This is a genomic window from Bacillus sp. EKM208B (assembly GCF_011800725.1).
Lineage (GTDB): Bacteria > Bacillota > Bacilli > Bacillales > Bacillaceae > Bacillus > Bacillus velezensis.
In genome coordinates, this window is the sequence record NZ_JAANHO010000002.1 from 65,161 (window position 1) to 90,648 (window position 25,488).

Below are 25,488 nucleotides of genomic sequence, written 5' to 3' on the forward strand. Positions count from 1 at the left end.
GCTACAGCAGCTCCAAAAGACGGCTTTGTACGCCTTCTGTATCTTCAGGCGTCCTGCAGATGATTAAAATTGTGTCATCTCCGCAGATCGTGCCCATGATTTCTTCCCATTCGAGATTATCCATCAGAGCGCCGATTGCCTGAGCATTCCCCGGCATCGTTTTTAATACGATCATATGGCTTGCTGAGTCAATTTTTACGAACGCATCCATTAATGAACGCTTCAGTTTTGACAGCGGATTGAACCGCTGATCCGCCGGCAGGCTGTATTTGTAGGAGCCGTTGTTCGTCGGCACCTTTACGAGATGCAGCTCTTTAATGTCTCTGGAGACAGTCGCCTGAGTTACCTTATATCCTTCTTCTCTCAGCATGTCAACTAAGTCATCCTGCGTTTCAATCTCATGGCTTGTAATAAGCTCTCTGATTTTTATATGCCTTTGGCCTTTTGTCATATAAGCACCTCTGTTTTCAAGCTGTTCTTGTCATTATGTTAACCGCTTCTTGATAAAAAGTACATGATGGCAGAAAAAAGGAATAATAGCCCCCTATTATTCCGGTACATCTGTCTTTTTGGCTTTTAATGTTTCATGTGCTTCGCGGACGGTACGGAGAATGTCTTCTTCCGGCAGTTCAGCGCCGTTTCCGTCTTCTCCGCCCCATTCCAAATGAAGCAGAAACTCAATATTGCCGTCTCCCCCTGTAATCGGTGAGAAGGACAGTCCTTTCACTGTATATCCTTCACAAGCGGCAAATTGATTCATGCGGCGGAGAACGTCAGTATGAACGCCTGGATCTCTGACAATGCCTTTTTTTCCGACGGATTCCCGTCCGGCTTCAAATTGCGGCTTCACCAGTGCGATACAATCGCTCCCCGGTACAAGCAGCGTTTTTAAAACCGGTAGAATGAGGCGGAGTGAGATGAAAGAAACATCGATTGTCGCAAATTCCGGCAAACCCTCTGTGAAATCGGAAGGCTCGGAATAGCGGAAATTCGTCCGTTCCATGACGACGACCCTCTCGTCCTGTCTGAGCTTCCAGGCAAGCTGATTATAGCCGACATCCACTGCGTAGGACCGCTCGGCTCCGTTTTGAAGGGCGCAATCCGTGAATCCCCCTGTAGACGAGCCGATGTCAATCATCGTTTTGCCTTTTACCGAGACAGGAAACACTTCCAGGGCTTTTTCAAGCTTTAATCCGCCTCTGCTGACGTATTTAAGAGGGTTTCCTTTTACCGTTAACGGAAGATCCCGGGCGATTTTTTCACCCGGTTTGTCCAATCGGTTTTCATTTGAGTATACGATGCCCGCCATAATGGCGCGTTTCGCTTTTTCCCGCGTTTCCGCAAGGCCTTTTTCTACAAGAAGTACATCTAATCGTTCTTTTTTTGCTGTCATGATCCAATTCCTTTATGTGTCTTCGGCGGCATCAGCAGTTTTATCCGGTTCATAACCTCAGCCTTCGTGAGACCGATTTCTTCAAGCAGGGCGGTTACGCTGCCGTGTTCAATAAACCGATCTGGGATGCCCATTCTGTCAATCGGTGTATGATACATGCCGAGGTCATGAGCGAATTCAAGAATCGTGCTGCCGAATCCGCCTTCAAGCACGGCTTCTTCTATCGTTAAAATCGGCAGACCTTCATTAAGAATGACCTTCATCATTTGTTTATCAATCGGTTTTATGAACCGCGCATTCACGACACGCACGGACAGGCCTTCTTTTTGCAGTTCTTCAGCCGCTTCCAGCGCCATTTCAATGGTCGTACCGAATGTTAAAATGACCGCGTCTTTTCCGGGACGGAGCACTTCCCATGTTCCGATCGGAATGGTTTTCAGCTCTTTATCCATCTTTACGCCGAGCCCGTTTCCGCGCGGGAAGCGCATCGCGATCGGACCTTCCTCATAATTAAGGGCTGTATTGACCATATGGCGGCCTTCATTTTCATCCTTCGGCATCATTAAAACGAGGTTTGGTATATGCCGCAAAAAGGCGATGTCAAAGACGCCTTGATGTGTCTCCCCGTCAGCGCCGACCAAACCGGCGCGGTCAATGCCGATAAATACATTCGCGTTTTGACGGCAGATGTCATGGACGACCTGATCATACGCCCGCTGCAAAAAGGTCGAATAAATCGCAAGAAACGGCTTCATACCCTGAAGCGCCATTCCCGCGGCCATTGTCGCCGCATGCTGTTCTGCGATTCCGACATCAAACATGCGTTCAGGGAATTCTTTCGCAAACCCTTCCAGTTTAGAGCCGACCGGCATGGCTGGTGTAATGGCGACAATTCTGTCATCCTCGCGCGCCAGCTCCTGCACGGTGCCGCTGACAAGTCCGCTCCATGAAGGCGCCGCGGCTTTCGGCTTGACGAAATCACCCGTATTGATTTTATACGGACCCGTTCCGTGCCATGTGCCGATTGTGTCGGTCTCAGCCGGTTTATAGCCTTTGCCCTTTTTCGTGATGACATGTAACAGGACAGGGCCTTTCGTTTTTTTGGCGTATTGCAGGTTTTCAAACAGTTCGTGGTAGGAATGACCGTCAACCGGGCCTAAATACGTAAAGCCCAGCTCTTCAAAAAACATGCCTGACACAAGCATATATTTCAAACTGTCTTTTATCCGTTCCGCTGTGGCGGCCAATTTTCCGCCGACGGCCGGGATGCGCTTAAATAAATATTCAAGCTCGTCTTTTACCCATTGATATTTGCCGGCAGTCCGAAGCCGTCCCAGCATAGAATGAATCGCCCCGACATTCGGCGCAATACTCATCTCATTATCATTCAGGATGACGATCATGTCTTTTTTCTCATCACCGATATGGTTCAGCGCTTCAAGCGCCATTCCTCCGGTTAAAGCGCCGTCTCCGATAATCGGGATGATATATTCCTTCGATCCTTTAATATCACGGGCGGCAGCCATTCCCATCGCGCCTGAGAGCGAGGTTGAGCTGTGGCCTGTTTCCCATACGTCATGTTCGCTTTCGCTGCGTTTCGGGAAACCGCAAAGCCCTTTATATTGGCGCAAGGTTTCAAACTCCTTGCCGCGTCCGGTTAACAGTTTATGAACATAGGACTGATGTCCGACATCCCATAAAAATTTATCTTTCGGACTGTCAAATTCTTTGTGAAGCGCAATTGTCAGCTCGACAACCCCGAGGTTCGGCCCGATATGGCCGCCAGAGGCAGACAGCGATGTGATGAGGAAATTGCGGATCTCCTCACTCAGCTCTTCCAGCTCTTCAATTGACATCTTTTCAAGAAATGACGGGTCCTGTATTGATAAAAGATCCAAAGCGGATCAACTCACTTTCAGCATGAATTTCTGCAAATTAAACAGTGTCTTTTTGAAAAAAGAAAAAGACTCCCTTTGTATTTTCATCGAAACTGCTTACATTTTACCATAGGAGCGGCAGCCCCTTCAAATCAGGACCGTTTTTAATGATCTCTCGCCGCGATTAAATCACAGAGGTCATGCAGCAATTCTTTCTGAAGAGAAAGGCCGCTGATGATCTGTTTCGCCTCGCTGATATGATACGCAAGCTTTTCTTTCGCGCCTTCAAGCGTTAAAAGCGACGGATACGTTGATTTTTCGTTCGACGTGTCTGAGCCGACCGGTTTGCCGATCCTCTCCTCATGCCCTTCAATATCAAGGATGTCGTCTCTGATTTGAAATCCGATGCCAATATGGCTGCTGAACAAACGGAGCTTTTCGACTTCATCCTCCGGCGCATCTGCCAAAATGGCGCCCGCCGTCACGGAAAAACCGAGGAGCTTGGCCGTTTTCCGCTCGTGGATGGATTCCAGCTCCTCAAGCGTTATCCGCTTTTGTTCCGCTTCCATGTCGGCAGCCTGCCCGCCGACCATTCCTTCCGTTCCTGCCGCACTAATCAGCTCATCGACGAGACGGAGGCGTTTTTCTGCTGAAACCGCCTCAGACACGTGAGATGTGATCAATTTAAAGCTTTCTGTCAGAAGCCCGTCTCCGGCCAATACGGCCGCCGCTTCTCCGAAGACTTTATGGTTTGTGGGCTTTCCCCGGCGCAGATCATCATCGTCCATGCAAGGAAGATCATCATGGATTAAAGAATACGTATGAATCATTTCGACAGCGCACCCAACCGGAATCCCGTCTTTTTCATCTTTTCCGTAAGCATTCAGAACGGCTAAGACGACGAGGGGGCGCAGCCTCTTTCCGCCCGCTTCCAAAGAATACAGCATAGATTTTTTGAGGGTTTCCGGCATCGCAAGCCGTTCTGTATATAAAGAAAGCTGCTGTTCAATCAGTTGTTTGCGCGATGCTAAAAATGCGTCCAGTTTATTTGTCACCTTCGTCTTCCTCCTGAACGCTGAAAGGTGCAAGTTCTCCGTTATCTTTTAAAATAAAGTCCATTTGCTTTTCGACATGCTGAAGCTTTTCATGGCACATTTTTGAAAGGGCCATCCCTTCCTGAAAATAGTTAATCGCCTGCTCCAGCGGCACGTCTCCTTCTTCAAGCTTTGCCACAATGCCTTCAAGGCCTTTCATCGCCTCTTCAAATGTCAGCTCTTCACTTTTTTTGGTTTCTGTCATTATCGTTCGCCTCTCTTTTGCAATACTTCACACGTCAGAACGCCGTCTGTCATCTTTACTTCAAGCGTATCATTTTGTTCCACTTGGTCAACGCTTTTGATCAGCTCTTTGTCTTTATAGGCCAGACTGTATCCTCTCTCCATCACCTGAAGGGGACTTAATGCATTCAGTTTACCAAGAACCGTCTGAAACTGCGAATGAAGCTGCTTCAGCTGAACATTCATGCTTCGGGCGAGCTGATTTGAGCGCTCCTCGTACCGTTTTTTCGCCTGTTTCAGCTGGGTTTCAGGGTGGAGCGCCGTTAATCTGTACGTATTCCGCTCCAGCTGCCTTTGTTTCATGTCCGTAAGCCCTGTGAGCTGTGATTGGAACTGCTGATACAAAAGGTCAAACTGCTGTTCCTTTTGGGTGTACAATCGTTTCGGAAAACGGAACGCGTAGGATGACTGGAGCGATTGAACCCGTTCTTTTTTCTTGCTGATATGCTGCTGCATCGCTCTTGTCAGGCGGACTTCCGCCGTTTTTGTCCGTTCCATTAAGTCCGTCGTGTGAGGAACGGCGATTTCTGCCGCTCCTGTCGGCGTTGCCGCCCGGATATCCGCGACGAAATCACTGATTGTAAAATCTGTTTCATGTCCGACGGCTGATATAATCGGAATGGCGGAAGCAAAAATCGCCCGGGCCACGATTTCTTCGTTAAATGCCCACAATTCTTCGATCGAGCCCCCTCCCCTTCCGACGATCAGGACGTCACACATTTTTTGTGCATTGGCTTCTTCAATGCGCTTCACAATCGATCTGCTGGCATTTTCACCTTGAACGAGCGCGGGAAGCACAATGACTTTCACAAGGGGATATCTTCTTTTGAGTGTGGTAATGACGTCTCTGACGGCTGCTCCCGTCGGAGACGTGACGACCCCGATCGTAGCCGGAAAAGCGGGGATGGCCTGCTTATGCCGGTCATCAAACAACCCTTCGCCGGCAAGTTTTTTCTTTAATTCTTCATATGCTAAGTAGAGCGCCCCCACACCGTCCGGCTGCATTTCTTTCGCGTACAGCTGATAGCTTCCGCTCGGTTCATAGACGGAGATGCCGCCTCTTACGATGACCTTCATTCCGTCCTCGGGCTTAAACGCAAGCCTCGAACTTTGCCTCTGAAACATGACGGCCTGCATGCGGGCATGCTCATCTTTTAATGTAAAATAAATGTGGCCTCTCGTATGGATTTTAACATTGGAGAGCTCACCCTTAATCCAAATGTCTTCAAGATGAGGGTCCACATCGAATTTTCTTTTAATGTATTTGGTCAGCGCGGAAACCGTGACATATGCCGCTTCACTCACATCCTGCACTCCTTTCATAAAGGCTTTTTGCCCTAAACTAAGAAAACCCGCTCTGGCTGAAAGGAGCCTTAAGAAGCGGGTATCGTGCTCATTGTCACACTTTCTGTGACTGTCTCCGGTTATCTATGATAACGTACGTCTGGCAGATTTAACAGTATTATGCGCAAGCATTGTGATGGTCATCGGACCTACTCCGCCCGGCACCGGCGTAATGAAAGATGCTTTTTCTTTCGCTTCATCAAACTGAACGTCTCCGCAGAGTTTTCCGCTTTCGAGACGGTTGACGCCGACATCAATGACAATGGCGCCCTCTTTGATTTGATCGGCTTTGATGAAGTTCGCTTTACCGACCGCTACCACAAGAATATCTGCTTTTTTCGTATGCTCAGACATATTTTTCGTGCGGGAATGGCAATATGTGACGGTCGCGTTTTCGTTCAGCAGCAGCTGGCCGACCGGTTTACCGACAATATTGCTTCGTCCGACTACAACAACTTCTTTGCCGGAAAGATCTACGTTCGTCTTTTTCAGTAACTCGACAATTCCGTGCGGCGTGCATGGAAGAAATGTATCTTCGCCAAGCAGCATTTTCCCGACGTTGAGAGGGTGGAAACCGTCAACATCCTTATCAGGGGAGATCCGCTCGATTACGGCTTTTTCAGAAATATGATCCGGGAGCGGCAGCTGGACGAGAATGCCGTGGAATTCCGGATTTTGATTATACTGATCAATCACTGTTAAAAGCTCCGCCTCGGTTAAGCTTGAGTCAAAGCGGTCAAGCTTAAATTTCATTCCCATTGTTTCAGCGGCTTTTTTCTTGCCTGTCACATATGAAACAGAAGCGGGATCGTCTCCGATTAAAATGACCGCCAAGCCAGGCACTACGCCTTGTGCTTTCAGCTCTTCTACTTCTTTTGCCAATTGTTCGCGTTTTTCTTTAGCCGTTTCTTTTCCGTCGATGATTGTTGCAGTCATTTTCTTTCCTCCTATGATTCGATATCAGTTTTAATGTTAGAAAGAACCCCGTTTACGAATTTTGCAGCTTTATCGTCGCCGAACCGTTTTGCCAGCTCGATTGCTTCGTTTAATGACACGTTAGCAGGAATGTCGTCAGAATAAACCATTTCATACACCGCCAGACGCAGGATCGCGCGGTCTACGTTTGCAATCCGGTCAAGCTTCCAATTGACGAGATGGCCGGAAATCATTTCATCAAGCTGGACCTGATGTTCGATCACTCCGTACACCAGCTGTTCAAAGAAGGCATCTGTTTTTTCACCATCAAGCGCGTGCTCAATGGCATCGTTCGGTGCAATATCGCTGACATCAATCTGAAAAAGTGCCTGCAAAGCTTTTTCTCTAGCTGTTCTTCTTTTCATTTTCTTTCTCCTTCAGATCCGCTTTATCCGCTTGTCGTTAAGCTTAAAGAGATCATAACATATTTTTTTCTCAATCGCATGTCGAAATTTAGGTTTTTTCACCCTAATGCCGAATATTTTCACAAACCGTATTAATTTCATTCGGATTTCACAGCATGAAGAAACTCGGCTGCCGTTTGTAAGCCGGCTTTCTTCATGCCTGAAATGACGGGAAACGTATAAAAAACCAAAGGGCTGCCCATCCCCTTGGTTTTTATACGCTCATTACATTTCTTCGTCGATTTCGACTTCTTGGGCTTTCGTGTCAAATTGAATGCCGACGATATGAATATTGATTTCATTAATGGTAAGAGACGTCATGTTTAATAAGGTTTGTCGGATATTCTCCTGAACGCTTGCCGCCACTTTCGGGATCGAGATCCCGAATTGAACGACGCAATAGACGTCGATGGTAATCCCGTCATCGGCTAAATCGACCTTTACGCCTTTGCCGTGATTGATTTTGCCGAAGCGTTCTACGACGCCCGTGGCGAAATTGCCGCGCATTTCAGCAACTCCTTCAACTTCGGAAGCGGCGATGCCGGCAATGACTTCAATGACCTCAGGAGCAATTTCAACCTTGCCTAAATGAGCCTCATCATGATCCATTTTAAGCACACTGTTGTCTTCCATTCAATTCACCTCCCGCAAAAATTATGAGCCCATTACATCATATGTTTCTAAAAACTTTGTATTAAACTCTCCGCTGACAAATGTTTCGTGTTCAAGCAGTTTCAAATGGAACGGAATCGTCGTTTCAATACCTTCAATCACGAATTCGCTCAGCGCGCGTTTCATCCGTGCGACTGCCTCATCACGCGTTGTTCCGTATGTGATGACTTTAGCAATCATACTGTCATAGTACGGCGGGATCGAATAGCCGGGATATGCGGCTGAATCCACGCGTACGCCAAGTCCGCCCGGCGGCAGGTACATGTTAATTTTACCGGGTGAAGGCATGAAGTTTTTCGCAGGATTTTCAGCGTTGATGCGGCATTCAATCGCCCAGCCGTTAAATTCAACGTCTTCCTGTCTGAGCGAAAGCTCCTGTCCGGATGCCACTTTGATCTGTTCTTTGATCAGATCCGTTCCCGTCACCATTTCTGTGACAGGGTGCTCTACTTGAATACGCGTGTTCATTTCCATGAAGTAGTAGCGCTGTTCTCTGTAGTCATAAATGAATTCTACTGTACCGGCTCCCGTGTAACCGACGGCCTTCGCTGCTTTTACCGCTGCTTCGCCCATCTGCTCCCTGATTTCAGAATCAAGCGCAGGTGACGGTGACTCTTCAAGAAGTTTTTGCAGACGTCTTTGGATAGAACAGTCACGCTCTCCGAGATGGATCGTGTTTCCGTAATTATCCGCAAGCACCTGAATTTCAACATGGCGGAAATCTTCTATGTACTTCTCGATGTACACACCCGGATTTCCGAATGCCGTAGCGGCTTCCTGCTGGGTAATTTCAATGCCTTTGATCAGTTCTTCTTCTGTGCGTGCGACCCGGATGCCTTTTCCGCCTCCGCCCGCAGTGGCTTTTATAATGACAGGATACCCAATTTCACCTGCAAGCGAAACCGCTTCTTCCGTATTTTTTATGATTCCTTTTGAACCGGGCACAATCGGCACGCCCGCCAGCTGCATCGTGTCGCGCGCGATATCTTTTGTTCCCATTTTTGAAATGGCGTCAGCCGTAGGGCCGACAAACGTTACGTTTAATTCCTCGCACAGCTCGGCAAAGTCGGCGTTTTCAGCTAAAAACCCGTATCCCGGATGAATCGCATCCGTGCCGGTCAGTTTTGCGACGCTGACGATGTTCGTTACATTTAAATAGCTTTCTTTTGATGTTTTCGGCCCGATACAAAAAGCCTCATCGGCCATTTGGACATGCAGGGCGTCTTTATCTGCCTCAGAATAAACGGCTACAGTTTCAATGCCCAGCTCTTTGCAGGCCCGGATGATTCTGACGGCGATTTCTCCTCGGTTGGCGATCAATAGCTTTTTAATCATAATAGCAGGTCTCCTTACTCAGCTTTTACAAGAAATAGAGGTTGTCCGTATTCGACCAGCTGGCCGTTTTCAACTAACACTTCAACGATTTCTCCTTTTACTTCGGCTTCAATCTCGTTAAAGAGTTTCATTGCTTCTACGATACAAACAACTGTATTTTCGCTCACTTTTGAACCTTGGTTTACGTAAGGGCCGGCTTCCGGCGATGAAGAAGCATAAAACGTTCCGACCATCGGAGACGTAATTTTGTGCAGGTTTTCGTCTTGTTTCGGCGCTTCCTGAGCAGGAGCGGCTTCACGCGCTTCCGGTTTTGCAGCCTGCGGAGCAGGTGCGTAAGCGGCGGGAACGGCTTGGGCTTGTCCCGTTACATTCACTGCCGGCGCTTCATTTTTTTTCAGTTTGAGGCTTACGCCTTCAATTTCGTAAACAAATTCGTCGATGGAAGATTCATCGATTCTTTTTATCAGTTCATGAATTTCGTTGATTTTTAACATCAGTTTCCACTCCTATGTATAAAAAATAGAAATTTATGGGTTGCTACTAAAAGTACATACTATGTTTATCTTACAGGAGCGCTTGTGTAAATTCAACACTGATCTAAAATGACATCAGAAAAGCCCGCAGCGGGTGCGGGCGGTTCAGGTCTCTTACTTTGTCGGTTCAAACGTGACGGCGACGTCTTTCATCGTCTTGATTTCTTTTTCCACCAGGTCAATGATAGCGGAAGCTTTTGCGTTTGAATGTTTGTCAGACATGACGGTAATGTTGATTTTGTCTCCTTCAGCATCCACGAGCGCATCTTTGTAGCCTTGTGTTTTAATCAGCGTTTCCAGCTGTTTTTCCGTCCCTTCAGCATTGCTCAGCGCCGTCATTTTATCGTAGGCTTCGCTTTTTTCCTTTGCGGTCGCATCATCGCTTGAAACAATGCTGTTTAACTGTTCCCTTTCTTTGCTTCTCGCGTCTTCAAGTTCCATACGGTATGCGGTAAATAAGTTTTCATCAGCTGTTTCTGTGGCGACCGATCCGTCTTTGTCCGATGCTTCGGCTGATGTTTCTTTATCCTCTTTTGTGCCTTTAGAATCTTTCGTTCCTTTTGTGCCGTCTTCTTTTTCCGTGCCGCTTCCGCTCTTATCTTTCGTTTCAGGAGCCGGCGTTTTTTCAGTGGCGACTTCTCCGCTGCTTTTTTCGCTTTTCATCTGCACGGCATTTTTGCTTTCCGGCGACATAATATAATAAACACTTAATACCACGACGAGACTGAGCATTGTTAAAAGCCAAACCGTTTGTTTTTTCAGCATGATTTATGAATCCTCCTTGATTTTTTTAGGGGCAACCGCTACACGGTAGCTCGGAACATCGAGCACCCTTGTGACGGCATCAATGATGGTTTTTTTTATTTGAACGTTGTCCACTCCCTGAGCGACAACGAGTACACCGCGGATATCGGGCTTTTTCGTCTGGACGACGACCGGGGTTTCCTGGTCCCCGTTTCGAATCATGACAATTTGTTCTTCAGAGGTTTGATCGGTTACGCTTCTTTTGCCGCCTTCTTTATCGGTTTCTTCAGTAGTGGTGTCTTTTTTCGTTTTATTTTTCTCAAACACTTTCAAAGATGTTGCGTCTACATTTACGACAATTGAGACATCCTCCACGCCGATAATCGTTTCAAGGATTTCTTTCAGCTGGTTTTCATAGTCTCTTTCGTAATCATCGATCGTGGTTTTGGCGCTGCCGTCTTTCGATGCCTTAAAAACGGGTGCGCTTTTTTGCCCGCTTTTGTCTTCCGTTCGGCCGGACATGACGGTCTGCGCCGTTTGGTCCTTCCCGGTTTTCTCCGGTGAAGAGAACAGCTGGCTGACCAGCATAAAAGATACCCCGAGCACAAACACGAACAGAAAGTAATGATATTTTGTCAGTTTTGGTTTTTCTCCGTCTTTCGCCTGTCCGATCATCAGCTGTTTTTTGAGTATGGTCCATAGTCCGTTTTTATTCATGGCCGTTTTTCTCCCCGCCTTCCATATAAACCGTAATTTTCTCACTGCCGATTTCCCATATATCCGCAAGTTTTCCTTTGATGTCTGCGGCCTCTTTTTTGTCGGCTGCGCCTTCCGGTTCGTATTTGCGGTCTGTGCGGATGTCGATCGGTGCGACGGTTTGCACGGTTTTTTCAGAAGATGGGGCCATATACACGCTGATCGTTTTTACATCTTCTTCTGAACGAACCTGTTCTTCCGCTGTAAGGCGGATGTCGTCTATTTTGTATTCGTCATGACTGAACATCTCCTCCGCTTTCTTTTTTAGTTGGACAGCCATTTCTTCTAAAACATATGCGCGGTTTGATGCTTGTATTTCTTTTTTTTCTGATTTGATTTGATTTTTTATATCAGCGGATTGAGATTGCTCTTGTTTTGTCAAATAATCGAAGATGATTTCCGGGTCTGTTTTGAAAAGTTTGAATATCGGGTTGAGCATGACAATGATTAACAGCAGGCTGACAACCATCTTTGCGTATTTTTGCATACTGGAGCTGGGCAGCAGCATGTCGATGACGATGGCGAATAAGATAAATAAAATAATGCTTGTCAGCCATTCTGTTAAAAAGCTCATATCCAATGGGCCTCCTTTATTTCATCATCATGGTGAGGTTGCCTGCTGTAATAATGACTGTGATGCTGAGGAAAAACATGAGAGAGACGATGGCGAGCGCCGCGAAAATATACAGTACGCTTCTGCTGATGACACCGAGGCACGTAATGACGGGCCCGCCTCCGAGCGGCTGCAGAATAGCGGCCGCGAGCTTATAAATAAAAGCGAGCGAGAGCACTTTGATCGCCGGAAACGCGGAGATGCAGATCAAAATTCCGACTCCGAGGATTCCCACGGTGTTTTTTAATAGGAGCGAGGCGCTGATGACCGTATCCGTCGCATCCGTAAACATCCGGCCGAGCACGGGAATAAAATTGCCTGTTATAAATTTTGCAGTCCTGAGCGTAATCCCGTCCGTCACGGCAGCCGAAGCCCCCTGTACGGAGATGACGCCGAGAAACACAGTGAGGAATACGGCAAGCGCGCCGATCGCGATATTTCTGAGCAGATTGGCAAGCTGCGTGACTTTATATTGATCCGTCATCGTGCTGACGATGCTTAAAATCGCTGACAGGAAGATAAGCGGCATGACGATGTTTTGAATGAGAAGGCCGCTCGTATTCATCAGAAATAAAATAACGGGGTGAAAAAAAGCAGCAGAAACGGCTCCCCCGGAAGACGCCAAAAGCGCAAGTAAAAGCGGGATGAGCGCGAGAATGAAGCTTGTCATCGTCTGGATCGCTTCACTGGCATAATTGACGGCAACATGAAAGCTGTTTAAAGCGAGAATAATCAGCACCATGTAGACGATTGCATAAGCCACTTTGCTGACGGTGCTCTGCTGGAACGCATTTTGCAGGAGCTGCAGAATGACACAAAAAATGGTGAGAAGAATCAAAGTTCCCAGAAGCTTTCCGTTTGCGAGCACTTCATGAAACAAGTATGAAAATAAAGCCTTCAGCCATGCCTCCGGTGAGAACGTTTTTTCTCCGTTAATAAAGTCGATGATGCTTCCCTTTTGGCTTTCAGGCAGAAGACCGCCGTATTCTGTCATGATGTCGTCCCAAAACTTTCCGATGCCTTCTGTTTTCAGCGCTTCGGCCTGCTTTTTCGCCACTTCATCAGCGGATTCTTGGTGAACTGCGGTTTCCTGCGACGCACCGTCTGTTCCGGCAGCTTGTACACATTCAGTCTGAAAAAATAAGAGGATGAACAAAAAAGCTCCCGCCCACCGAAAGCGCTTCATTTTTTGTGCCCCCCTTTCCATTTTATTTATGATCAAGAAGGAATAAGTCCGAGAATCGTTTCAATAATGACGGTGAGTATCGGCACGGCCATTACCAGTATCAAAATTTTTCCGGCCAGCTCTATTTTCGAAGCAATCGCTCCCTGGCCCGCATCCTTTGTAAGCTGCGCTCCGAATTCAGCGATGTAGGCGATGCCGATAATTTTTAAAATGGTTTCCACATAGACCATATTGACATTTGCATTGACGGCTATTTTTTCTATCATTCTGATAATGTCGTAAATCTGGTCGATGAGATAAAGAAAGATCACGCAGCCGCTGAAGACGACAATCATAAACGCGAAAGTCGGTTTCTGTTCTTTTACGATCAGGGAGAGAAATGTGGCGATCAGGCCTAAACCTACAATTTGAACAATCTCAATCTGTAAGCCCCCCTATCCTTGGAATAGAAACACAGCTTTGATCTTTTTGAACAGGTCATCGACAATCGTCGCCACCATAAATAAAATATAGATAAAGCCAAGCAGCGTCACCCACTGGGCGTATTCTTTTTTTCCCATTTGATCAAGTATGGTGTGCAGAAACGCAACCACGATACCGACTCCGGCGATTTGAAAAATGACATTTACGTCGACTCCCATTTTATGTTTGCTCCCCTCATGTTTACATCAATAGAAGAATGAGTAACAGTCCGGCTAAAAATCCTAAGCTTTTCACCATTTTTTCATTTTTCGCCTGCGCCCGTCCGGCATCCGCTTCCGCCGCTTCCAAATGTGTAAGCGCAAGCTTGATATGTTTCTGCTGAGAAACACGGTCATGGAGCCCGAGCGTCTCTCCGAATTGCTTCAGCACATCATATTCGCTTTTTTTCATCGCCATGGAAGACCAGTTATGTTTCAAGCTCTGTTCCCAAGCCGTTTTGGCGGAATCGCTTCCCTGCTCAAGCCTTCTGCTGAAAGCTTGAAACAATAACGATACAGGTTTGGAAAGCTGTGCGGCAATTTGTCCCGAGGCGGTATGCAGCGGTGTATGCCCGAACATGATTTCCGCTTCAAGCGATTGGAGCGCCGCGCGCAGCTGACGGATCTGCCTCGGCCTTTCAATATACATTTTGGCGATCTCAAATCCGGTCCAAGTCGTCGCTGTCAGAATAAACACGGCACCCAAAAGCTTCAGCATGTCATCACGCTTTCAGCATGCGGAACAGGTTCCCCGTCCTTTCCGTACATCCTGCTGATCGTTCCCGGACCGCGGCGCCTTGACAGTTCAACATACCGGTCAAACACGTTTTCCTCCCAAAGCATTTTCAGCGACGGCCTCTTTACCAAGTCTTTCATGTCCCACCCGTGCGCAGATACGATAACGGATACGCCCGCATGGAGCGCCTCCAGCAGCGCTTGTGAGTCTTCCATTCTCCCGATTTCATCCACAATTATGACATCAGGACTCATAGAGCGGATCATCATCATCAGCCCTTCCGCCTTCGGACAGGCATCAAGGACATCGATTCTGCGGCCGAAACTGTGCTGGGGAATGCCCCGCAGGCAGCCGGCAATTTCCGACCGTTCATCTACGATACCTGTTTTTTTTGCAGGAATGCGTTTTGATCCGGTGCTGGAAAGCCGGGCCAAATCACGAAGCAAGGTCGTTTTCCCCGTTTGCGGAGGACCGATGATCAGCGTGTTCAGCCAGTTTTCTTTCCATAAGAAAGGAATGAGCGGTTCTGCGATCCCCAGCTTCTCCCGGGCGATTCGGATATTAAAAGAAGTAATATCCCGGAGTCCTTTGACGGCTCCGTTTTCGACGATGACTCTTCCGGCCAGCCCCACACGGTGGCCTCCTCTGATTGTGATGTATCCTTTTTTCAGCTCTTCTTCCAGCGTGTACATACTGTAATTGCTGAGCCGGCTGAGGATCAGCTGTGCGTCGCCGGCCGTGCACACATATGACAAATACAAAGGTTGTCCTTTTTGGATCAGTTCAACCGGCCTGTCGACGCGGATTCTGATTTCTTCTGTATCCCGCCTCGCTTCTTCGGGCACGGCGGAGATGGCATCTCTCAATAATTCAGGGAGAACCTCTGTAATCTCATTCAATAGAGTCTCCTCCTTTTTTACCGATTGGCTTCTTTAAAATGTATGATCCGGGACAGACTTTATGACACCCCGGCCCTCTATTTATGCACACCGGCCAAAATCAGCACCACTCCCGCAAAAATCAATATTAACTTTGCATATGAGAGCTGTCCGGCAATCTGATAAATGCCGATCGTCATTGTGATGATAAAGATCAGCGGGCCGACGATTGCCAAAATACTATTCACCACAACCGCTTTTCTGATGTCGTTTGTCAAAAGCATGATAATAGCGGCCGATAATTCAATGAGCGAGGACAAAACTCGTAAACCGGCCATCGTTAAAACAGTAGAATTGATTGAACCAAACAAAAATTTCATTGCAATCCCCCAACTTCAAGCATTTTGTTACACTATATGCTCTAGCTGACGGAAGTAGTCTCACTATTTTGATATAGAAGAAAGATTTGATGCAGAACACAAAAAAAGCCTGCCCCGTAAAAGGAGCAGACTCCGAATTTCTTTAACTACGCTCTTGACACGTAAGAACCGTCTGATGTATTTACAACAAGCGTATCGCCTTCGTTCACGAAGAACGGTACGTTTACGACAAGACCTGTTTCCGTTTTGGCAGGTTTTGTGCCGCCTGACGCCGTGTCGCCTTTAATTCCCGGCTCTGTTTCAACAACTTTCAGTTCAACTGTGTTCGGCAGTTCAATACCGAGCGTTTCAGACTGATACATCATGATGTGCACAGACATATTTTCCAGAAGGTATTTCAATTCTTCTTCGATTTGGTTTTCGTTCAATTCAAGCTGTTCATATGAGCTTGTATCCATGAACACGTGCTGATCGCCGTTGGCATAAAGATACTGCATCGTTTTTGTTTCGATTTGCGCTTTCGCGACTTTTTCACCTGCACGGAATGTTTTCTCCTGAATAGCGCCCGTGCGCAGGTTACGCAATTTAGAACGGACAAATGCCGCTCCTTTTCCCGGCTTTACGTGCTGGAAGTCAACGACGCGCCAAATGCCGCCGTCTACTTCAATCGTTAGTCCTGTACGAAAATCGTTAACTGAAATCATGTTTGATGTCCTCCTATATTCCGATCACAAAATAATTAATTCTTTAGGGGAATGCGTAATTGTCCGGTTGCCGTCCTCAGTGATGATGATATCATCTTCGATTCTTGCGCCCCCAACTTCCGGTATGTATATGCCCGGCTCAACCGTTACCGCCATGCCCGGCTCAAGAACGGCCGATGACCTGAAAGACAGCCCCGGTGATTCATGGACTTCCATTCCGAACCCGTGTCCTGTCGAATGGCCGAAATACTGTCCGTAGCCTTTTGCGGTGATGTGATCCCTCGTCAGAGCGTCCGCTTCTTTCCCCGTCATGCCGGGTTTAATATGCAGGACACCAAGCGCTTGGGCATCGTATACGACCTGATAAATCTCTTTCAGTTTATCACTTGGCTCTCCGACCGCGACGGTGCGTGTGATATCAGAACAATAGCCTTTATAATAAGCGCCGAAATCGAGCGTGACCAAGTCTCCCTTTTCAATCAATTTGCCGCTTGCCACTCCGTGGGGAAGGCTGGATCTGACTCCCGAGGCGACGATCATATCAAAGGAAGAGCCGTCCGCTCCTTGACGTCTCATATAAAATTCAAGCTCGTTTGCAACTGAAATCTCTGAGATGCCCGGTTTGATAAACGTCAGAATATGTTCAAACGCATCATCCGCAATCTTCGCAGCTTCCTCTAATATCTTAATCTCTTCACTTGACTTAATCAAGCGCAACTTTTCAACCGAATCCGCGACGGGAACCATCTCCGCTTCCTGCAGCACCGCTTGATAGGATGCATATGTTCCGTACGTCATGCTGTTTTGCTCGAAGCCGAGTTTTTTAATGCCGTACTCAAGAATCGTATCCGCAGCCGTTTGGATTAAGCTTCCGCCGTGCTCGATAATGTCAAAACCCTTCACTTGCGTCTTCGCCTGCTCGGTGTAACGGAAATCCGTGATAAATGCCGCACGTTCTTTCGATATGACCGCAAGGCCTGACGAACCCGTAAATCCCGTCATATACTGCAGATTGGCGGAGCTTGTCACCAACATTCCGTCTATATCCAGCTGACCGAAAAGATTTCGCAATTTCTCAAGTTTCATTCCCTTTCTCCTCCTCGCCGATTCTTGACTGCCGCCTGACAACGCGGGAGCATCCCCGCCCGGTTTTCAGCATAAAAAATGTTCACTTCTCGTGAACATTTTACCATACCGGACAGGGTTTATACACTTATTCACTTGTTGCCGAGCGCCCTTGCAAGCTTGTCTGACGTAAGTTCATTGTAGTTGAAGGAAATTGAGTAGCCGACAAACAAACCGTACAGAATGTAAAGGCAAAGCGTCGTCACGATTGTATCTGATTTCAATTCAGTGATGGATTTCACATCTTCGAAAATCGGATTGAATAAGAAAAAAACCGCACACCATAAAATGACGCCGTACACCATCCCCGGCCACATCGTTTTAAAACGCTTCAGGCAGACGAAATAAATAAACGCCCCGGCAATTGAAATGAATCCGATGACAACGATGCTGACCATCGTGCCGAGCCATTGTTTTTTCCATTCTCCGATCATAAACGGCTGAAGAATCATGTTGGGGCTGATCTCTGAAAAATGAAAGACATACCCGAGATAGCCGATCAAACTCCAAAATACACCGCCGGCAAATCCGATACCGCAAATTCTGCCGGTAAATGAAACAGGCTGCTGATCATCATCCCGCTTCTTTTTTTCTTCCTGTTCTGAATGTTTTTCGCTTGTCATCATGGCACCTCCAGTCATAGACTGCCCCAAAATTGAAAAGTCATAAAAAGCTGCGCCATATTTTCATTCAATGAGTAAAATCTAAAGAAACGGGGTATACTGCATGTAGAAAAAGCATTGATTTCCCAACTGTCTAACTAGAGGTTTACCGCGGTTTCCTGTACAATAGAGTGAAAGGAAATGGTTAGTAAATCCTAAAAAAACAGGCAGGTTGATAAACAATGTCCAAACAAAAAACGCCCCCTGCATACGGCGGGCAGGCTGTCGTTGAAGGGGTCATGTTCGGCGGCAGAAAGAATTATGTTACCGCCATCCGCAGGAATGACGGAAGCATTGATTTTTTCAAGCTTCCCAGAGTGCCGAACGCCAAGCTTTCGGCTTTAAAAAAGATTCCTTTTTTGCGGGGAATCGTCGCCATCATTGAGGCGAGCGCCAACGGCACAAAGCATTTAAACTTTTCCAGCGAACGATACGGGCTTGATCCTCAAGATGACGCCAAGCTGGAGCAGGAAGATAAGAAGGGTTCGGGCTTATCGATGTTTTTCAGCCTGGCGGTGATCGGCGTTCTGTCGTTTTTGTTCAGCAAATTCGTTTTTACGCTCGTCCCGGTCTTCTTAGCGGAGCTTGTAAGGCCCGTATTTTCCTCAGACGCCGCGCAGATCGGAATCGAAAGTCTGTTTAAGCTTATTCTGCTTCTCGGCTACATTTATTTTTTATCAATGACGCCGTTAATTAAAAGAGTGTTTCAATATCATGGAGCCGAACATAAGGTCATAAACTGTTATGAACAGAATTTGCCAATTACAATAGAAAATGTTCAGAAACAGTCACGGCTTCATTACCGTTGCGGTTCAAGCTTTATTTTATTTACGATCATTGTCGGCATGTTCGTCTATTTACTCGTTCCGACAGATCCGCTTTGGGTGCGGATTTTAGACAGGATTGCGCTTATACCGGTCGTTCTCGGCATCTCCTTTGAAGTGCTCCAGCTGACGAACAGAGTGCGGAATATCCCCGTTTTGAAAGTGCTCGGTTATCCCGGCCTGTGGCTGCAGCTTTTAACGACAAAGGAACCGGCGGATGACCAGGTCGAGGTTGCCATAGAAAGCTTTAACGAGCTTCTCAGACTGGAAGACATTTCAGAACAGAGCGAAAAGCCGTCTCACAACGTAATCTGAACCGTTACCGTTATTATTTTGGAGGTGGGCAGTTATGAATCATCGTGTACAACCTTTTTTTGCTGTATTGATAGCGCTTGGCGCATTCGGTTTCATTTATGCCGCGGTAACCAACCCCGGGCAGATGATTTCAAGAGCGATCACCGTTATTATCGCAGGCATCATTATTTATTTTATCGTGAGGACGGTCCTGAACCGCCGCACCGGCCGTGACGGAACCGCTTTCAGAAAAGCGGCCAGACAATCGCGGCTCCGAATGAAGGAGCAAAAAGCGAAGCACCGCGCCGGACACAGAGGCCGGGTCAGCCATTTGCGGAGCGTGCCGAGCAGCAGCAGACCGAAGCCGATGATTCTTAAGAAAAAAAGCCAGACCCAGCTTACCGTCATAGAAGGCAAAAAGAATAAAAAGAAAAACAGAGCGCTTTTTTAATAGCTCCATTGCTTCAAAAATTGCTCTGTTCTGCTTTTTCCTAGCTCAATGAGAGCTAGTTTTTTTTGCGGTGTGAGATGAAACTCCGTCGCCATCACATGTTCCACCGGAATAAAAATAATATTCTGTTCGTACTTTGTCGCGATATGCCTGGCATCATGAGCGTCTTTCATCGTTTCAAACAAAGCCCCGAACAGCTCAAAAGCGTTGCGGATTGATTTTTTCGGGCGCTCTTTTTCGTTGGGCGAAAGTGAAATTCCGATGACCGGCCGTTTGCGTTCTTTTGAATACAGCCAAATCGGGAAATTGCTTAACACGCCGCCGTCAACGACCGTCGAGGTGCCTTTTTCGGTTTTCAGTTTTATCGGTTCAAAAAAATAAGGAATGCTGCAGCTCATTCTGACGGCTCTGGCAACCGGGAACATTTCCGGATTTAATCCGTAGCGGGGAAGATCGTCAGGAAGCACGATCATCGTTCCGTTCGTCAGATCTGAAGCGATGAGACGGAGCGAACCTTTTTTCAAATCACCGAACGCGATGATGCCCTTCGCTTTTAATTTATCCGCAATCCATTTTTCCAGCATATCGCCTCTGTATAGTCCGAGGCGCCAATATATCGACACCCACTGCAGGATTTTCAGCGGGAGGAATGAGTATCTCTGATCAAGCAATTGCCTTCCGTCCACCTCATCTATGATGGAATGAACCTCTCTGCTCGTATAGCCCGCAGCGATAAATGCGGCAATAATTGCGCCGGCGCTTGTTCCGGCGAGCCTTTCAAAGCGAAAGCCCTTTTCTTCCAGCGCTTCATAAGCGCCGGCAAGCGCCACCCCTTTTATCCCCCCGCCCGAAAATACGCCGTCAATCTGCATAGCGCGCCCTCTCCCTTCCATCTCAAGGTGTATTATTATTTTAAGAAACGGCTGGGCGAAATAGACCAAAGAATGAAGACATTAAAAAAAGGGCGCCCCATTTCGGGCTGCCCTTTATTCACCGGGATTTTCGGTTTTTTTCTGTACGGATTTCAATTCTTTTTTCCGGCTTTCGTCATCTTCGAAATACTGAACGAGGTCGCCGATGCGGTCAATGCTGTTCCAGCTCAGATGATGTTCGATTCCTTCAACATCATTGTAAATCTTCTCTTCATCAACACCAATGATTCTTAAAAACTGCTCAAGCAATTCGTGTCTGTATACGAGCCGTTTGCCGATCTTTTTGCCTTTTGACGTCAATACGAGCCCGCGATATTTTTCATAAATCAAATACTCGTCTTTATCTAGTTTTTGAACCATTTTCGTTACAGAGGAGGGGTGGACTGCCAAAGCTTCCGCGATATCAGAAACCCGTGCATATCCTTTTTCTTCTATCAGCATATAAATCTGTTCAATATAATCTTCCATACTTGGTGTTGTCATAAGTAACCCTCCCAAAAAGCACCTTAACTTTATAAACCATTACAAGTTTACACTAACGGTCATGAAAAAACAAGGATGCTTCCGGTCTGTCAAGCCTTATCAGCGCTTATAATTCCATTCATCAGACGCGTATTTCGTCTCAGCCAGCTCATTGACAAATGCAAGCTCTTCAGACGTGAGTGTGTAAGGCTCAAGATGAATGTTCAGCCCTTCCTCAAAACCGGCTTTAAAAGCGATTCTGGCCTCATCCATCGTTACCCGTTTCGGCGCTAAGGCGTTGATGGCTACCGCTTTGTTTTTGAAATTCCGCTGCATGCGCTCACGGACTCTGTCGCTCGGATATAAAAACAGATCAAACAGCTTATCTTCATCAATGTCAAGCAGGATGGAACCGTGCTGAAGAATGACGCCTTTTTGGCGTGTCTGTGCGCTTCCGGCAACTTTCCGTCCTTCGACGACCAGTTCATACCACGAAGGCGCATCAAAGCAGACGGACGAGCGCGGATTTTTCAAGCTTTCTTTTTCTTTCTCCGTTCGGGGAATCGCAAAGCAGGCATCAAGTCCAAGGTTTCTGAATCCCTGCAGAATACCTTCTGAAATCACCCGGTACGCCTCTGTCACCGTGGCCGGCATTTCCGGGTGATCCTCTGAAACGATTACGCTGTATGTCAATTCTTTATCATGCAGAACACCCCGTCCGCCTGTCGGTCTTCTGACAAACCCGAGGCCGTGTTTATGTACTGCGTCAAAGTTAATTTCCTTCTTAATATTTTGAAAATACCCGACAGACAAAGTTGCCGGATTCCAGCCGTAAAAACGGATCACCGGAGGAATTTTTTTTTGGCTGTGCCAATATAAAAGCGCTTCATCCAGCGCCATGTTAAATGCCGGGCTTTCATTCCCTGAGTCAATAAACCGCCATGTTTCTTTTTCCATACACTGAACCCTTCTTTATCGTTTTAATAAAATCAGTTTAACAAACTGCCTTGAAAATGAAAAATATTTCGTTTCATTAAGGATGACAATCGCTTCATGCTTTACTATAATAGTATTTGTCCCAAAACGTCCGGTAAGCCTTGTTTTCAGGAAGCAGGGTTTTATTTTATAAGCTAAAGGAGTAGAATCGCATTGTCTAATATGATTGCTTTAATTATTGTTGCGGCGTTTATCGTTTATATGATCGTGTCGTATTTTTACCAGCAGCGTTTAATGAAAACACTTACGGAAGAGGAATTCCGCGCGGGCTACAGAAAAGCGCAGCTGATTGACGTCCGTGAGCCGAATGAATTTGAAGGCGGCCATATTCTCGGCGCGCGCAACATTCCGCTGTCACAGCTGAAACAGCGCAAAAGTGAAATCCGTCCTGATAAACCCGTTTATCTGTACTGCCAAAACAATGTCCGCAGCGGACGCGCGGCACAGACGCTCCGCAAACACGGCTGTAAAGATATTTACAACCTGAAAGGCGGATTTAAAAAATGGGGCGGAAAAATTAAAGCAAAAAACTAATCATGAAAAAAGAGCTGTCCGTTTTATACGGAAGCTCTTTTTTTACACCGTGTCAGCGGCTGACGTCAGGTGTATGTTCGTACTTTAAAACCGGCTTTCTTGCCGCCTTGGTTTCATCCATTCTTTTGACAACTGTTGTATGCGGCGCCTCCTGAACGATTTCAGGCGATTCCTCCGCTTCCCGCGCAATTTGAATCATGGCATCTATAAACGCATCAAGCGTTTCCTTTGATTCCGTTTCCGTCGGTTCGATCATGATGCTTTCTTCAACATTGAGAGGAAAATACACAGTCGGCGGATGATAGCCGAAATCCAAAAGCCGTTTGGCAATATCAAGCGTTCGTACGCCGAGCTTTTTCTGCCTTCTACCCGATAACACAAATTCATGCTTGCAATGACGGTCATACGGGAGATCATAATAAGGCGCGAGTCTTCTCATCATATAATTTGCATTTAAAACCGCGTTTTCGGTCACAGCTTTTAAGCCGTCAGGCCCCATGGACCGGATATACGTGTAGGCTCTGACATTAATGCCGAAGTTACCGTAATAAGGTTTTACGCGCCCGATCGACTGCGGCCGGTCATAGTCAAAAGTCAAACGGCCCTCTTTTTTCGTGAGAACGGGTTTCGGCAGATACGGAATGAATTCTTTTTTTACGCCGACCGGCCCTGAGCCAGGTCCTCCCCCGCCGTGCGGGCCGGTAAATGTTTTATGCAGATTAAGGTGAACGACGTCAAATCCCATATCTCCCGGTCTTGCTTTACTTAAAACGGCATTTAAATTCGCTCCGTCATAATAAAGCTTTCCGCCGGCCTGATGGACGATTTCAGCCATTTCCGTAATGTTTTCCTCAAATAACCCGAGGGTGTTCGGATTCGTCAGCATCAGCGCCGCTGTTTCTTCATTTACCGCTCTTTTCAAATCTTCAATGTCAACCAGCCCGTGCTCATTTGACTTGACGGTAATCGTTTCAAAACCGGCGACCGTGGCGGATGCCGGATTCGTGCCGTGGGCTGAATCAGGGACAATCACCTTCGTCCGTCCGAAGTCTCCCCGCGCTTCGTGATAGGCGCGGATCATCATCAGACCGGTCCATTCGCCGTGAGCGCCCGCCGCAGGCTGCAGCGTCACCTCGTCCATGCCCGTAATCTCCTCCAAGTGTCCGCTTAAATCGTATAAAAGCTCAAGCGCCCCCTGAACCGTGTCCTCGTCCTGAAGCGGATGAATAGCGGAAAAACCTGCGATCCGGGCAATTTTTTCATTTAATTTCGGATTGTATTTCATCGTACAGGAGCCGAGCGGATAAAAGCCTGAATCAACTCCGTGGTTCCTCTTAGAAAGAGCGGTATAATGCCGCATAATATCGAGCTCTGATACTTCCGGCAGCTTTGCGTCTTCATCGCGGATATAGTCACCGGGAAGAAGACTTTCAAGCTCTGTTTCCGGCACATCAAGCTCCGGAAGGCTGTAACCGATACGCCCTTCGCGGGACATTTCAAAAATAAGCGCCTGATCTTGATTATTCATGTTGATCCCCCAATCCCGCAATAAGCGAATCGATCTGTTCTTTTGTTCTCAGCTCTGTGACGGCAATGAGCATATGCTGATTCAGTTCCGGATACGCAAGGCCTAAATCATATCCGCCGATTATGCCGTCTTGCAGGAGCCGCCGGTTTGCTTCCTTGACGGGAAGATTCAGCCTGACGGCAAATTCATTAAATATCGGGCCGTCAAATGCTACGTGCAAGCCGGCTTTTTCCGCTTGGCGTCTCGCGTAATCAGCTTTCAATATATTTTGGCGGGCCATGTCTTTGACGCCGTTTTTTCCGAGCGCCGTCATCGCGACTGAAGCCGCTAAAGCATTCAGCGCCTGATTTGAGCAAATGTTAGACGTGGCTTTGTCTCTTCTGATATGCTGCTCGCGCGCCTGAAGAGTGAGAACAAAGCCTCTTCGCCCGTTTTCATCTTCCGTTTGGCCGACAAGCCGGCCCGGCACCTTTCTCATCAGTTTTTTCGTTACTGCAAAATAGCCGCAATGCGGGCCGCCGAACGCCGCAGGTATGCCGAAAGGCTGCGCGTCCCCGACGACGATATCAGCTCCGCATGCCCCGGGCGGTGTCAAAATACCGAGCGCGAGCGGGTTTGAAGAAACAATCAGCTGGCTGTTTCCTTTATGTGCGAGCGGCTCAATGTCCTTTAACGGCTCGATTTGTCCGAAGAAGTTCGGATACTGGACGATCACGGCGGCCGTTTCATCACAAACGGCATGTTCCAATGCTTCAAGATCTGTGACGCCGTTTTTCGCGGGAACCTCTACAACCTCAATATATTGGCCCTTTGCGTATGTTTTCAAAACATCCCGTGATTCCGGATGAACGGCTGCGGAAATGACGATTTTTTTCTTTTTCGTATGGCCCGACGCAAGCATCGCCGCTTCCGCCAGCGCCGTTCCCCCATCGTACATAGAGGAGTTTGCGATATCCATTCCCGTTAATTCACAGATCATCGTTTGAAATTCAAAAATCGCCTGCAGCTCTCCTTGTGAGATTTCAGGCTGATAAGGCGTATATGCCGTGTAAAACTCTGATCGGGATATCACATGATCGACGATAACCGGCTGGTAGTGATCGTACACTCCTGCACCCAGAAAAGATGCATATGTAACAGCGTCTTTATTTTTCGCCGCAAGCTTTGTCAGCTCTCTCGTCAGCTCAGTTTCTGACTTTGCTTGTTTAATGCGGTAGTCTTTTTGAAACCGTACATTTTCCGGAATATCGGCAAACAGTTCATCAATTGTTTCTGCGCCGATGGCTTTCAGCATTTCTTTTTTATCCTGTTCTGTCGCGGGCAAATATCGATGCTTCATATGACTCTCCTTT

The 25,488-nt window shown here is 47.3% G+C and carries 31 protein-coding genes; 3 read left to right on the forward strand and 28 right to left on the reverse strand.

The annotated features are described in order from the left end of the window. Window position 1 precedes the first annotated feature (1 nt). The 23 genes from ahrC to G9F75_RS03105 form a co-directional block, all read right to left on the reverse strand. Window positions 2-451, reverse strand: coding sequence for a transcriptional regulator AhrC/ArgR (gene ahrC / locus G9F75_RS02995; RefSeq protein ID WP_003153173.1), 450 nt, complete (start codon window positions 449-451; stop codon window positions 2-4). 96 nt (window positions 452-547) lie between these two features. After that, the gene (locus G9F75_RS03000) at window positions 548-1,393 is read right to left on the reverse strand and encodes a TlyA family RNA methyltransferase (protein WP_014418353.1); all 846 of its coding nucleotides are present in this window, start codon (window positions 1,391-1,393) and stop codon (window positions 548-550) included. Next, complete coding sequence (gene dxs, locus G9F75_RS03005) at window positions 1,390-3,291, reverse strand: 1-deoxy-D-xylulose-5-phosphate synthase (protein WP_167408920.1); 1,902 nt, start codon at window positions 3,289-3,291, stop codon at window positions 1,390-1,392. Before dxs ends, G9F75_RS03000 begins: the two co-directional genes overlap by 4 nt. A 143-nt stretch (window positions 3,292-3,434) precedes the next feature. After that, window positions 3,435-4,325, reverse strand: a complete 891-nt coding sequence (locus tag G9F75_RS03010) for a polyprenyl synthetase family protein (RefSeq protein ID WP_007408353.1) — start codon at window positions 4,323-4,325, stop codon at window positions 3,435-3,437. Continuing rightward, window positions 4,315-4,569 (reverse strand): exodeoxyribonuclease VII small subunit, encoded by a 255-nt coding sequence (locus G9F75_RS03015; protein ID WP_007408352.1) that lies wholly within the window; start codon window positions 4,567-4,569, stop codon window positions 4,315-4,317. Before G9F75_RS03015 ends, G9F75_RS03010 begins: the two co-directional genes overlap by 11 nt. Next, the gene (gene xseA / locus G9F75_RS03020; protein ID WP_167408921.1) at window positions 4,569-5,912 is read right to left on the reverse strand and encodes an exodeoxyribonuclease VII large subunit; all 1,344 of its coding nucleotides are present in this window, start codon (window positions 5,910-5,912) and stop codon (window positions 4,569-4,571) included. The genes G9F75_RS03015 and xseA overlap by 1 nt, the downstream gene beginning before the upstream one ends. 123 nt (window positions 5,913-6,035) lie before the next feature. After that, window positions 6,036-6,887 (reverse strand): bifunctional methylenetetrahydrofolate dehydrogenase/methenyltetrahydrofolate cyclohydrolase FolD, encoded by an 852-nt coding sequence (gene folD, locus G9F75_RS03025; protein WP_007408350.1) that lies wholly within the window; start codon window positions 6,885-6,887, stop codon window positions 6,036-6,038. A gap of 11 nt (window positions 6,888-6,898) precedes the next feature. Next, window positions 6,899-7,291: a transcription antitermination factor NusB gene (gene nusB / locus G9F75_RS03030; RefSeq protein WP_007408349.1), complete on the reverse strand. Its 393-nt coding sequence runs from the start codon at window positions 7,289-7,291 to the stop codon at window positions 6,899-6,901. Between the two features lie 264 nt (window positions 7,292-7,555). Then, window positions 7,556-7,963: an Asp23/Gls24 family envelope stress response protein gene (locus G9F75_RS03035; protein ID WP_003153156.1), complete on the reverse strand. Its 408-nt coding sequence runs from the start codon at window positions 7,961-7,963 to the stop codon at window positions 7,556-7,558. Between the two features lie 21 nt (window positions 7,964-7,984). Beyond that, window positions 7,985-9,337, reverse strand: a complete 1,353-nt coding sequence (accC, locus tag G9F75_RS03040) for an acetyl-CoA carboxylase biotin carboxylase subunit (RefSeq protein ID WP_007408348.1) — start codon at window positions 9,335-9,337, stop codon at window positions 7,985-7,987. Between the two features lie 14 nt (window positions 9,338-9,351). Further along, on the reverse strand, window positions 9,352-9,831 hold the full coding sequence (accB, locus tag G9F75_RS03045) for an acetyl-CoA carboxylase biotin carboxyl carrier protein (protein WP_007612510.1): 480 nt from the start codon (window positions 9,829-9,831) through the stop codon (window positions 9,352-9,354). Window positions 9,832-9,984: 153 nt separating this feature from the next. After that, window positions 9,985-10,635 (reverse strand): SpoIIIAH-like family protein, encoded by a 651-nt coding sequence (locus G9F75_RS03050; RefSeq protein ID WP_007408346.1) that lies wholly within the window; start codon window positions 10,633-10,635, stop codon window positions 9,985-9,987. Between the two features lie 3 nt (window positions 10,636-10,638). Then, on the reverse strand, window positions 10,639-11,331 hold the full coding sequence (gene spoIIIAG / locus G9F75_RS03055; protein WP_014418358.1) for a stage III sporulation protein AG: 693 nt from the start codon (window positions 11,329-11,331) through the stop codon (window positions 10,639-10,641). Continuing rightward, window positions 11,324-11,944: a stage III sporulation protein AF gene (spoIIIAF, locus tag G9F75_RS03060; RefSeq protein WP_014418359.1), complete on the reverse strand. Its 621-nt coding sequence runs from the start codon at window positions 11,942-11,944 to the stop codon at window positions 11,324-11,326. Before spoIIIAF ends, spoIIIAG begins: the two co-directional genes overlap by 8 nt. A 16-nt stretch (window positions 11,945-11,960) precedes the next feature. Beyond that, window positions 11,961-13,169, reverse strand: a complete 1,209-nt coding sequence (gene spoIIIAE, locus G9F75_RS03065; protein WP_003153145.1) for a stage III sporulation protein AE — start codon at window positions 13,167-13,169, stop codon at window positions 11,961-11,963. A gap of 32 nt (window positions 13,170-13,201) precedes the next feature. Further along, window positions 13,202-13,591 carry a stage III sporulation protein AD gene (gene spoIIIAD / locus G9F75_RS03070; RefSeq protein WP_071392571.1) on the reverse strand — a complete coding sequence of 130 codons (390 nt, stop codon included), beginning with the start codon at window positions 13,589-13,591 and terminating at the stop codon, window positions 13,202-13,204. Between the two features lie 12 nt (window positions 13,592-13,603). After that, on the reverse strand, window positions 13,604-13,810 hold the full coding sequence (gene spoIIIAC / locus G9F75_RS03075; protein WP_003153142.1) for a stage III sporulation protein AC: 207 nt from the start codon (window positions 13,808-13,810) through the stop codon (window positions 13,604-13,606). A gap of 22 nt (window positions 13,811-13,832) precedes the next feature. Next, complete coding sequence (gene spoIIIAB / locus G9F75_RS03080; RefSeq protein WP_007408343.1) at window positions 13,833-14,348, reverse strand: stage III sporulation protein SpoIIIAB; 516 nt, start codon at window positions 14,346-14,348, stop codon at window positions 13,833-13,835. Beyond that, window positions 14,342-15,265 (reverse strand): stage III sporulation protein AA, encoded by a 924-nt coding sequence (gene spoIIIAA / locus G9F75_RS03085; RefSeq protein ID WP_012117969.1) that lies wholly within the window; start codon window positions 15,263-15,265, stop codon window positions 14,342-14,344. Before spoIIIAA ends, spoIIIAB begins: the two co-directional genes overlap by 7 nt. Before the next feature lie 77 nt (window positions 15,266-15,342). Further along, window positions 15,343-15,624 carry a YqhV family protein gene (locus G9F75_RS03090; protein WP_003153124.1) on the reverse strand — a complete coding sequence of 94 codons (282 nt, stop codon included), beginning with the start codon at window positions 15,622-15,624 and terminating at the stop codon, window positions 15,343-15,345. A gap of 146 nt (window positions 15,625-15,770) precedes the next feature. Next, window positions 15,771-16,328, reverse strand: a complete 558-nt coding sequence (efp, locus tag G9F75_RS03095) for an elongation factor P (RefSeq protein WP_003153123.1) — start codon at window positions 16,326-16,328, stop codon at window positions 15,771-15,773. A gap of 24 nt (window positions 16,329-16,352) precedes the next feature. Continuing rightward, the gene (locus G9F75_RS03100) at window positions 16,353-17,414 is read right to left on the reverse strand and encodes a M24 family metallopeptidase (RefSeq protein ID WP_003153122.1); all 1,062 of its coding nucleotides are present in this window, start codon (window positions 17,412-17,414) and stop codon (window positions 16,353-16,355) included. 131 nt (window positions 17,415-17,545) lie between these two features. Next, window positions 17,546-18,076, reverse strand: a complete 531-nt coding sequence (locus tag G9F75_RS03105) for a YqhR family membrane protein (RefSeq protein ID WP_014418362.1) — start codon at window positions 18,074-18,076, stop codon at window positions 17,546-17,548. A 221-nt stretch (window positions 18,077-18,297) separates the two neighbouring features. Between G9F75_RS03105 and G9F75_RS03110 the strand changes: the two genes are divergently transcribed. Next, window positions 18,298-19,254, forward strand: coding sequence for a DUF1385 domain-containing protein (locus G9F75_RS03110; RefSeq protein ID WP_003153120.1), 957 nt, complete (start codon window positions 18,298-18,300; stop codon window positions 19,252-19,254). Window positions 19,255-19,288: 34 nt separating this feature from the next. Then, window positions 19,289-19,684, forward strand: coding sequence for an SA1362 family protein (locus G9F75_RS03115; RefSeq protein WP_007408340.1), 396 nt, complete (start codon window positions 19,289-19,291; stop codon window positions 19,682-19,684). Here G9F75_RS03115 and G9F75_RS03120 read toward each other — a convergent pair. The 3 genes from G9F75_RS03120 to G9F75_RS03130 form a co-directional block, all read right to left on the reverse strand. Further along, complete coding sequence (locus tag G9F75_RS03120) at window positions 19,681-20,556, reverse strand: patatin-like phospholipase family protein (RefSeq protein ID WP_003153118.1); 876 nt, start codon at window positions 20,554-20,556, stop codon at window positions 19,681-19,683. The genes G9F75_RS03115 and G9F75_RS03120 overlap by 4 nt on opposite strands. A gap of 114 nt (window positions 20,557-20,670) precedes the next feature. Continuing rightward, the gene (gene mntR / locus G9F75_RS03125) at window positions 20,671-21,099 is read right to left on the reverse strand and encodes a transcriptional regulator MntR (RefSeq protein WP_007408338.1); all 429 of its coding nucleotides are present in this window, start codon (window positions 21,097-21,099) and stop codon (window positions 20,671-20,673) included. 99 nt (window positions 21,100-21,198) lie between these two features. Beyond that, the gene (locus tag G9F75_RS03130) at window positions 21,199-22,035 is read right to left on the reverse strand and encodes a lipoate--protein ligase family protein (RefSeq protein WP_003153114.1); all 837 of its coding nucleotides are present in this window, start codon (window positions 22,033-22,035) and stop codon (window positions 21,199-21,201) included. 192 nt (window positions 22,036-22,227) lie between these two features. Between G9F75_RS03130 and G9F75_RS03135 the strand changes: the two genes are divergently transcribed. Next, window positions 22,228-22,608, forward strand: a complete 381-nt coding sequence (locus G9F75_RS03135) for a rhodanese-like domain-containing protein (protein ID WP_007408335.1) — start codon at window positions 22,228-22,230, stop codon at window positions 22,606-22,608. A gap of 52 nt (window positions 22,609-22,660) precedes the next feature. On the opposite strand, the gene gcvPB is transcribed toward G9F75_RS03135, so the two are convergent. Together gcvPB and gcvPA are read right to left on the reverse strand one after the other, a co-directional pair. Beyond that, window positions 22,661-24,136, reverse strand: coding sequence for an aminomethyl-transferring glycine dehydrogenase subunit GcvPB (gene gcvPB, locus G9F75_RS03140; RefSeq protein WP_022552970.1), 1,476 nt, complete (start codon window positions 24,134-24,136; stop codon window positions 22,661-22,663). Next, entirely contained in the window at window positions 24,129-25,475 is a 1,347-nt protein-coding gene (gene gcvPA / locus G9F75_RS03145; protein ID WP_103526759.1) for an aminomethyl-transferring glycine dehydrogenase subunit GcvPA, read from the reverse strand. Before gcvPA ends, gcvPB begins: the two co-directional genes overlap by 8 nt. Window positions 25,476-25,488: the final 13 nt, after the last annotated feature.

Coding starts and splice junctions, on each gene's coding strand:
- ahrC (WP_003153173.1), bottom strand. CDS start 451: ATGACAAAAGGCCAAAGGCATATAAAAATCAGAGAGCTTATTACAAGC.
- G9F75_RS03000 (WP_014418353.1), bottom strand. CDS start 1,393: ATGACAGCAAAAAAAGAACGATTAGATGTACTTCTTGTAGAAAAAGGC.
- G9F75_RS03015 (WP_007408352.1), bottom strand. CDS start 4,569: ATGACAGAAACCAAAAAAAGTGAAGAGCTGACATTTGAAGAGGCGATG.
- folD (WP_007408350.1), bottom strand. CDS start 6,887: ATGACTGCAACAATCATCGACGGAAAAGAAACGGCTAAAGAAAAACGC.
- nusB (WP_007408349.1), bottom strand. CDS start 7,291: ATGAAAAGAAGAACAGCTAGAGAAAAAGCTTTGCAGGCACTTTTTCAG.
- G9F75_RS03035 (WP_003153156.1), bottom strand. CDS start 7,963: ATGGAAGACAACAGTGTGCTTAAAATGGATCATGATGAGGCTCATTTA.
- accC (WP_007408348.1), bottom strand. CDS start 9,337: ATGATTAAAAAGCTATTGATCGCCAACCGAGGAGAAATCGCCGTCAGA.
- accB (WP_007612510.1), bottom strand. CDS start 9,831: ATGTTAAAAATCAACGAAATTCATGAACTGATAAAAAGAATCGATGAA.
- G9F75_RS03050 (WP_007408346.1), bottom strand. CDS start 10,635: ATGCTGAAAAAACAAACGGTTTGGCTTTTAACAATGCTCAGTCTCGTC.
- spoIIIAG (WP_014418358.1), bottom strand. CDS start 11,331: ATGAATAAAAACGGACTATGGACCATACTCAAAAAACAGCTGATGATC.
- spoIIIAF (WP_014418359.1), bottom strand. CDS start 11,944: ATGAGCTTTTTAACAGAATGGCTGACAAGCATTATTTTATTTATCTTA.
- spoIIIAE (WP_003153145.1), bottom strand. CDS start 13,169: ATGAAGCGCTTTCGGTGGGCGGGAGCTTTTTTGTTCATCCTCTTATTT.
- spoIIIAC (WP_003153142.1), bottom strand. CDS start 13,810: ATGGGAGTCGACGTAAATGTCATTTTTCAAATCGCCGGAGTCGGTATC.
- spoIIIAB (WP_007408343.1), bottom strand. CDS start 14,348: ATGCTGAAGCTTTTGGGTGCCGTGTTTATTCTGACAGCGACGACTTGG.
- G9F75_RS03090 (WP_003153124.1), bottom strand. CDS start 15,624: ATGAAATTTTTGTTTGGTTCAATCAATTCTACTGTTTTAACGATGGCC.
- efp (WP_003153123.1), bottom strand. CDS start 16,328: ATGATTTCAGTTAACGATTTTCGTACAGGACTAACGATTGAAGTAGAC.
- G9F75_RS03100 (WP_003153122.1), bottom strand. CDS start 17,414: ATGAAACTTGAGAAATTGCGAAATCTTTTCGGTCAGCTGGATATAGAC.
- G9F75_RS03105 (WP_014418362.1), bottom strand. CDS start 18,076: ATGACAAGCGAAAAACATTCAGAACAGGAAGAAAAAAAGAAGCGGGAT.
- G9F75_RS03110 (WP_003153120.1), top strand. CDS start 18,298: ATGTCCAAACAAAAAACGCCCCCTGCATACGGCGGGCAGGCTGTCGTT.
- G9F75_RS03115 (WP_007408340.1), top strand. CDS start 19,289: ATGAATCATCGTGTACAACCTTTTTTTGCTGTATTGATAGCGCTTGGC.
- G9F75_RS03120 (WP_003153118.1), bottom strand. CDS start 20,556: ATGCAGATTGACGGCGTATTTTCGGGCGGGGGGATAAAAGGGGTGGCG.
- mntR (WP_007408338.1), bottom strand. CDS start 21,099: ATGACAACACCAAGTATGGAAGATTATATTGAACAGATTTATATGCTG.
- G9F75_RS03130 (WP_003153114.1), bottom strand. CDS start 22,035: ATGGAAAAAGAAACATGGCGGTTTATTGACTCAGGGAATGAAAGCCCG.
- gcvPB (WP_022552970.1), bottom strand. CDS start 24,136: ATGAATAATCAAGATCAGGCGCTTATTTTTGAAATGTCCCGCGAAGGG.
- gcvPA (WP_103526759.1), bottom strand. CDS start 25,475: ATGAAGCATCGATATTTGCCCGCGACAGAACAGGATAAAAAAGAAATG.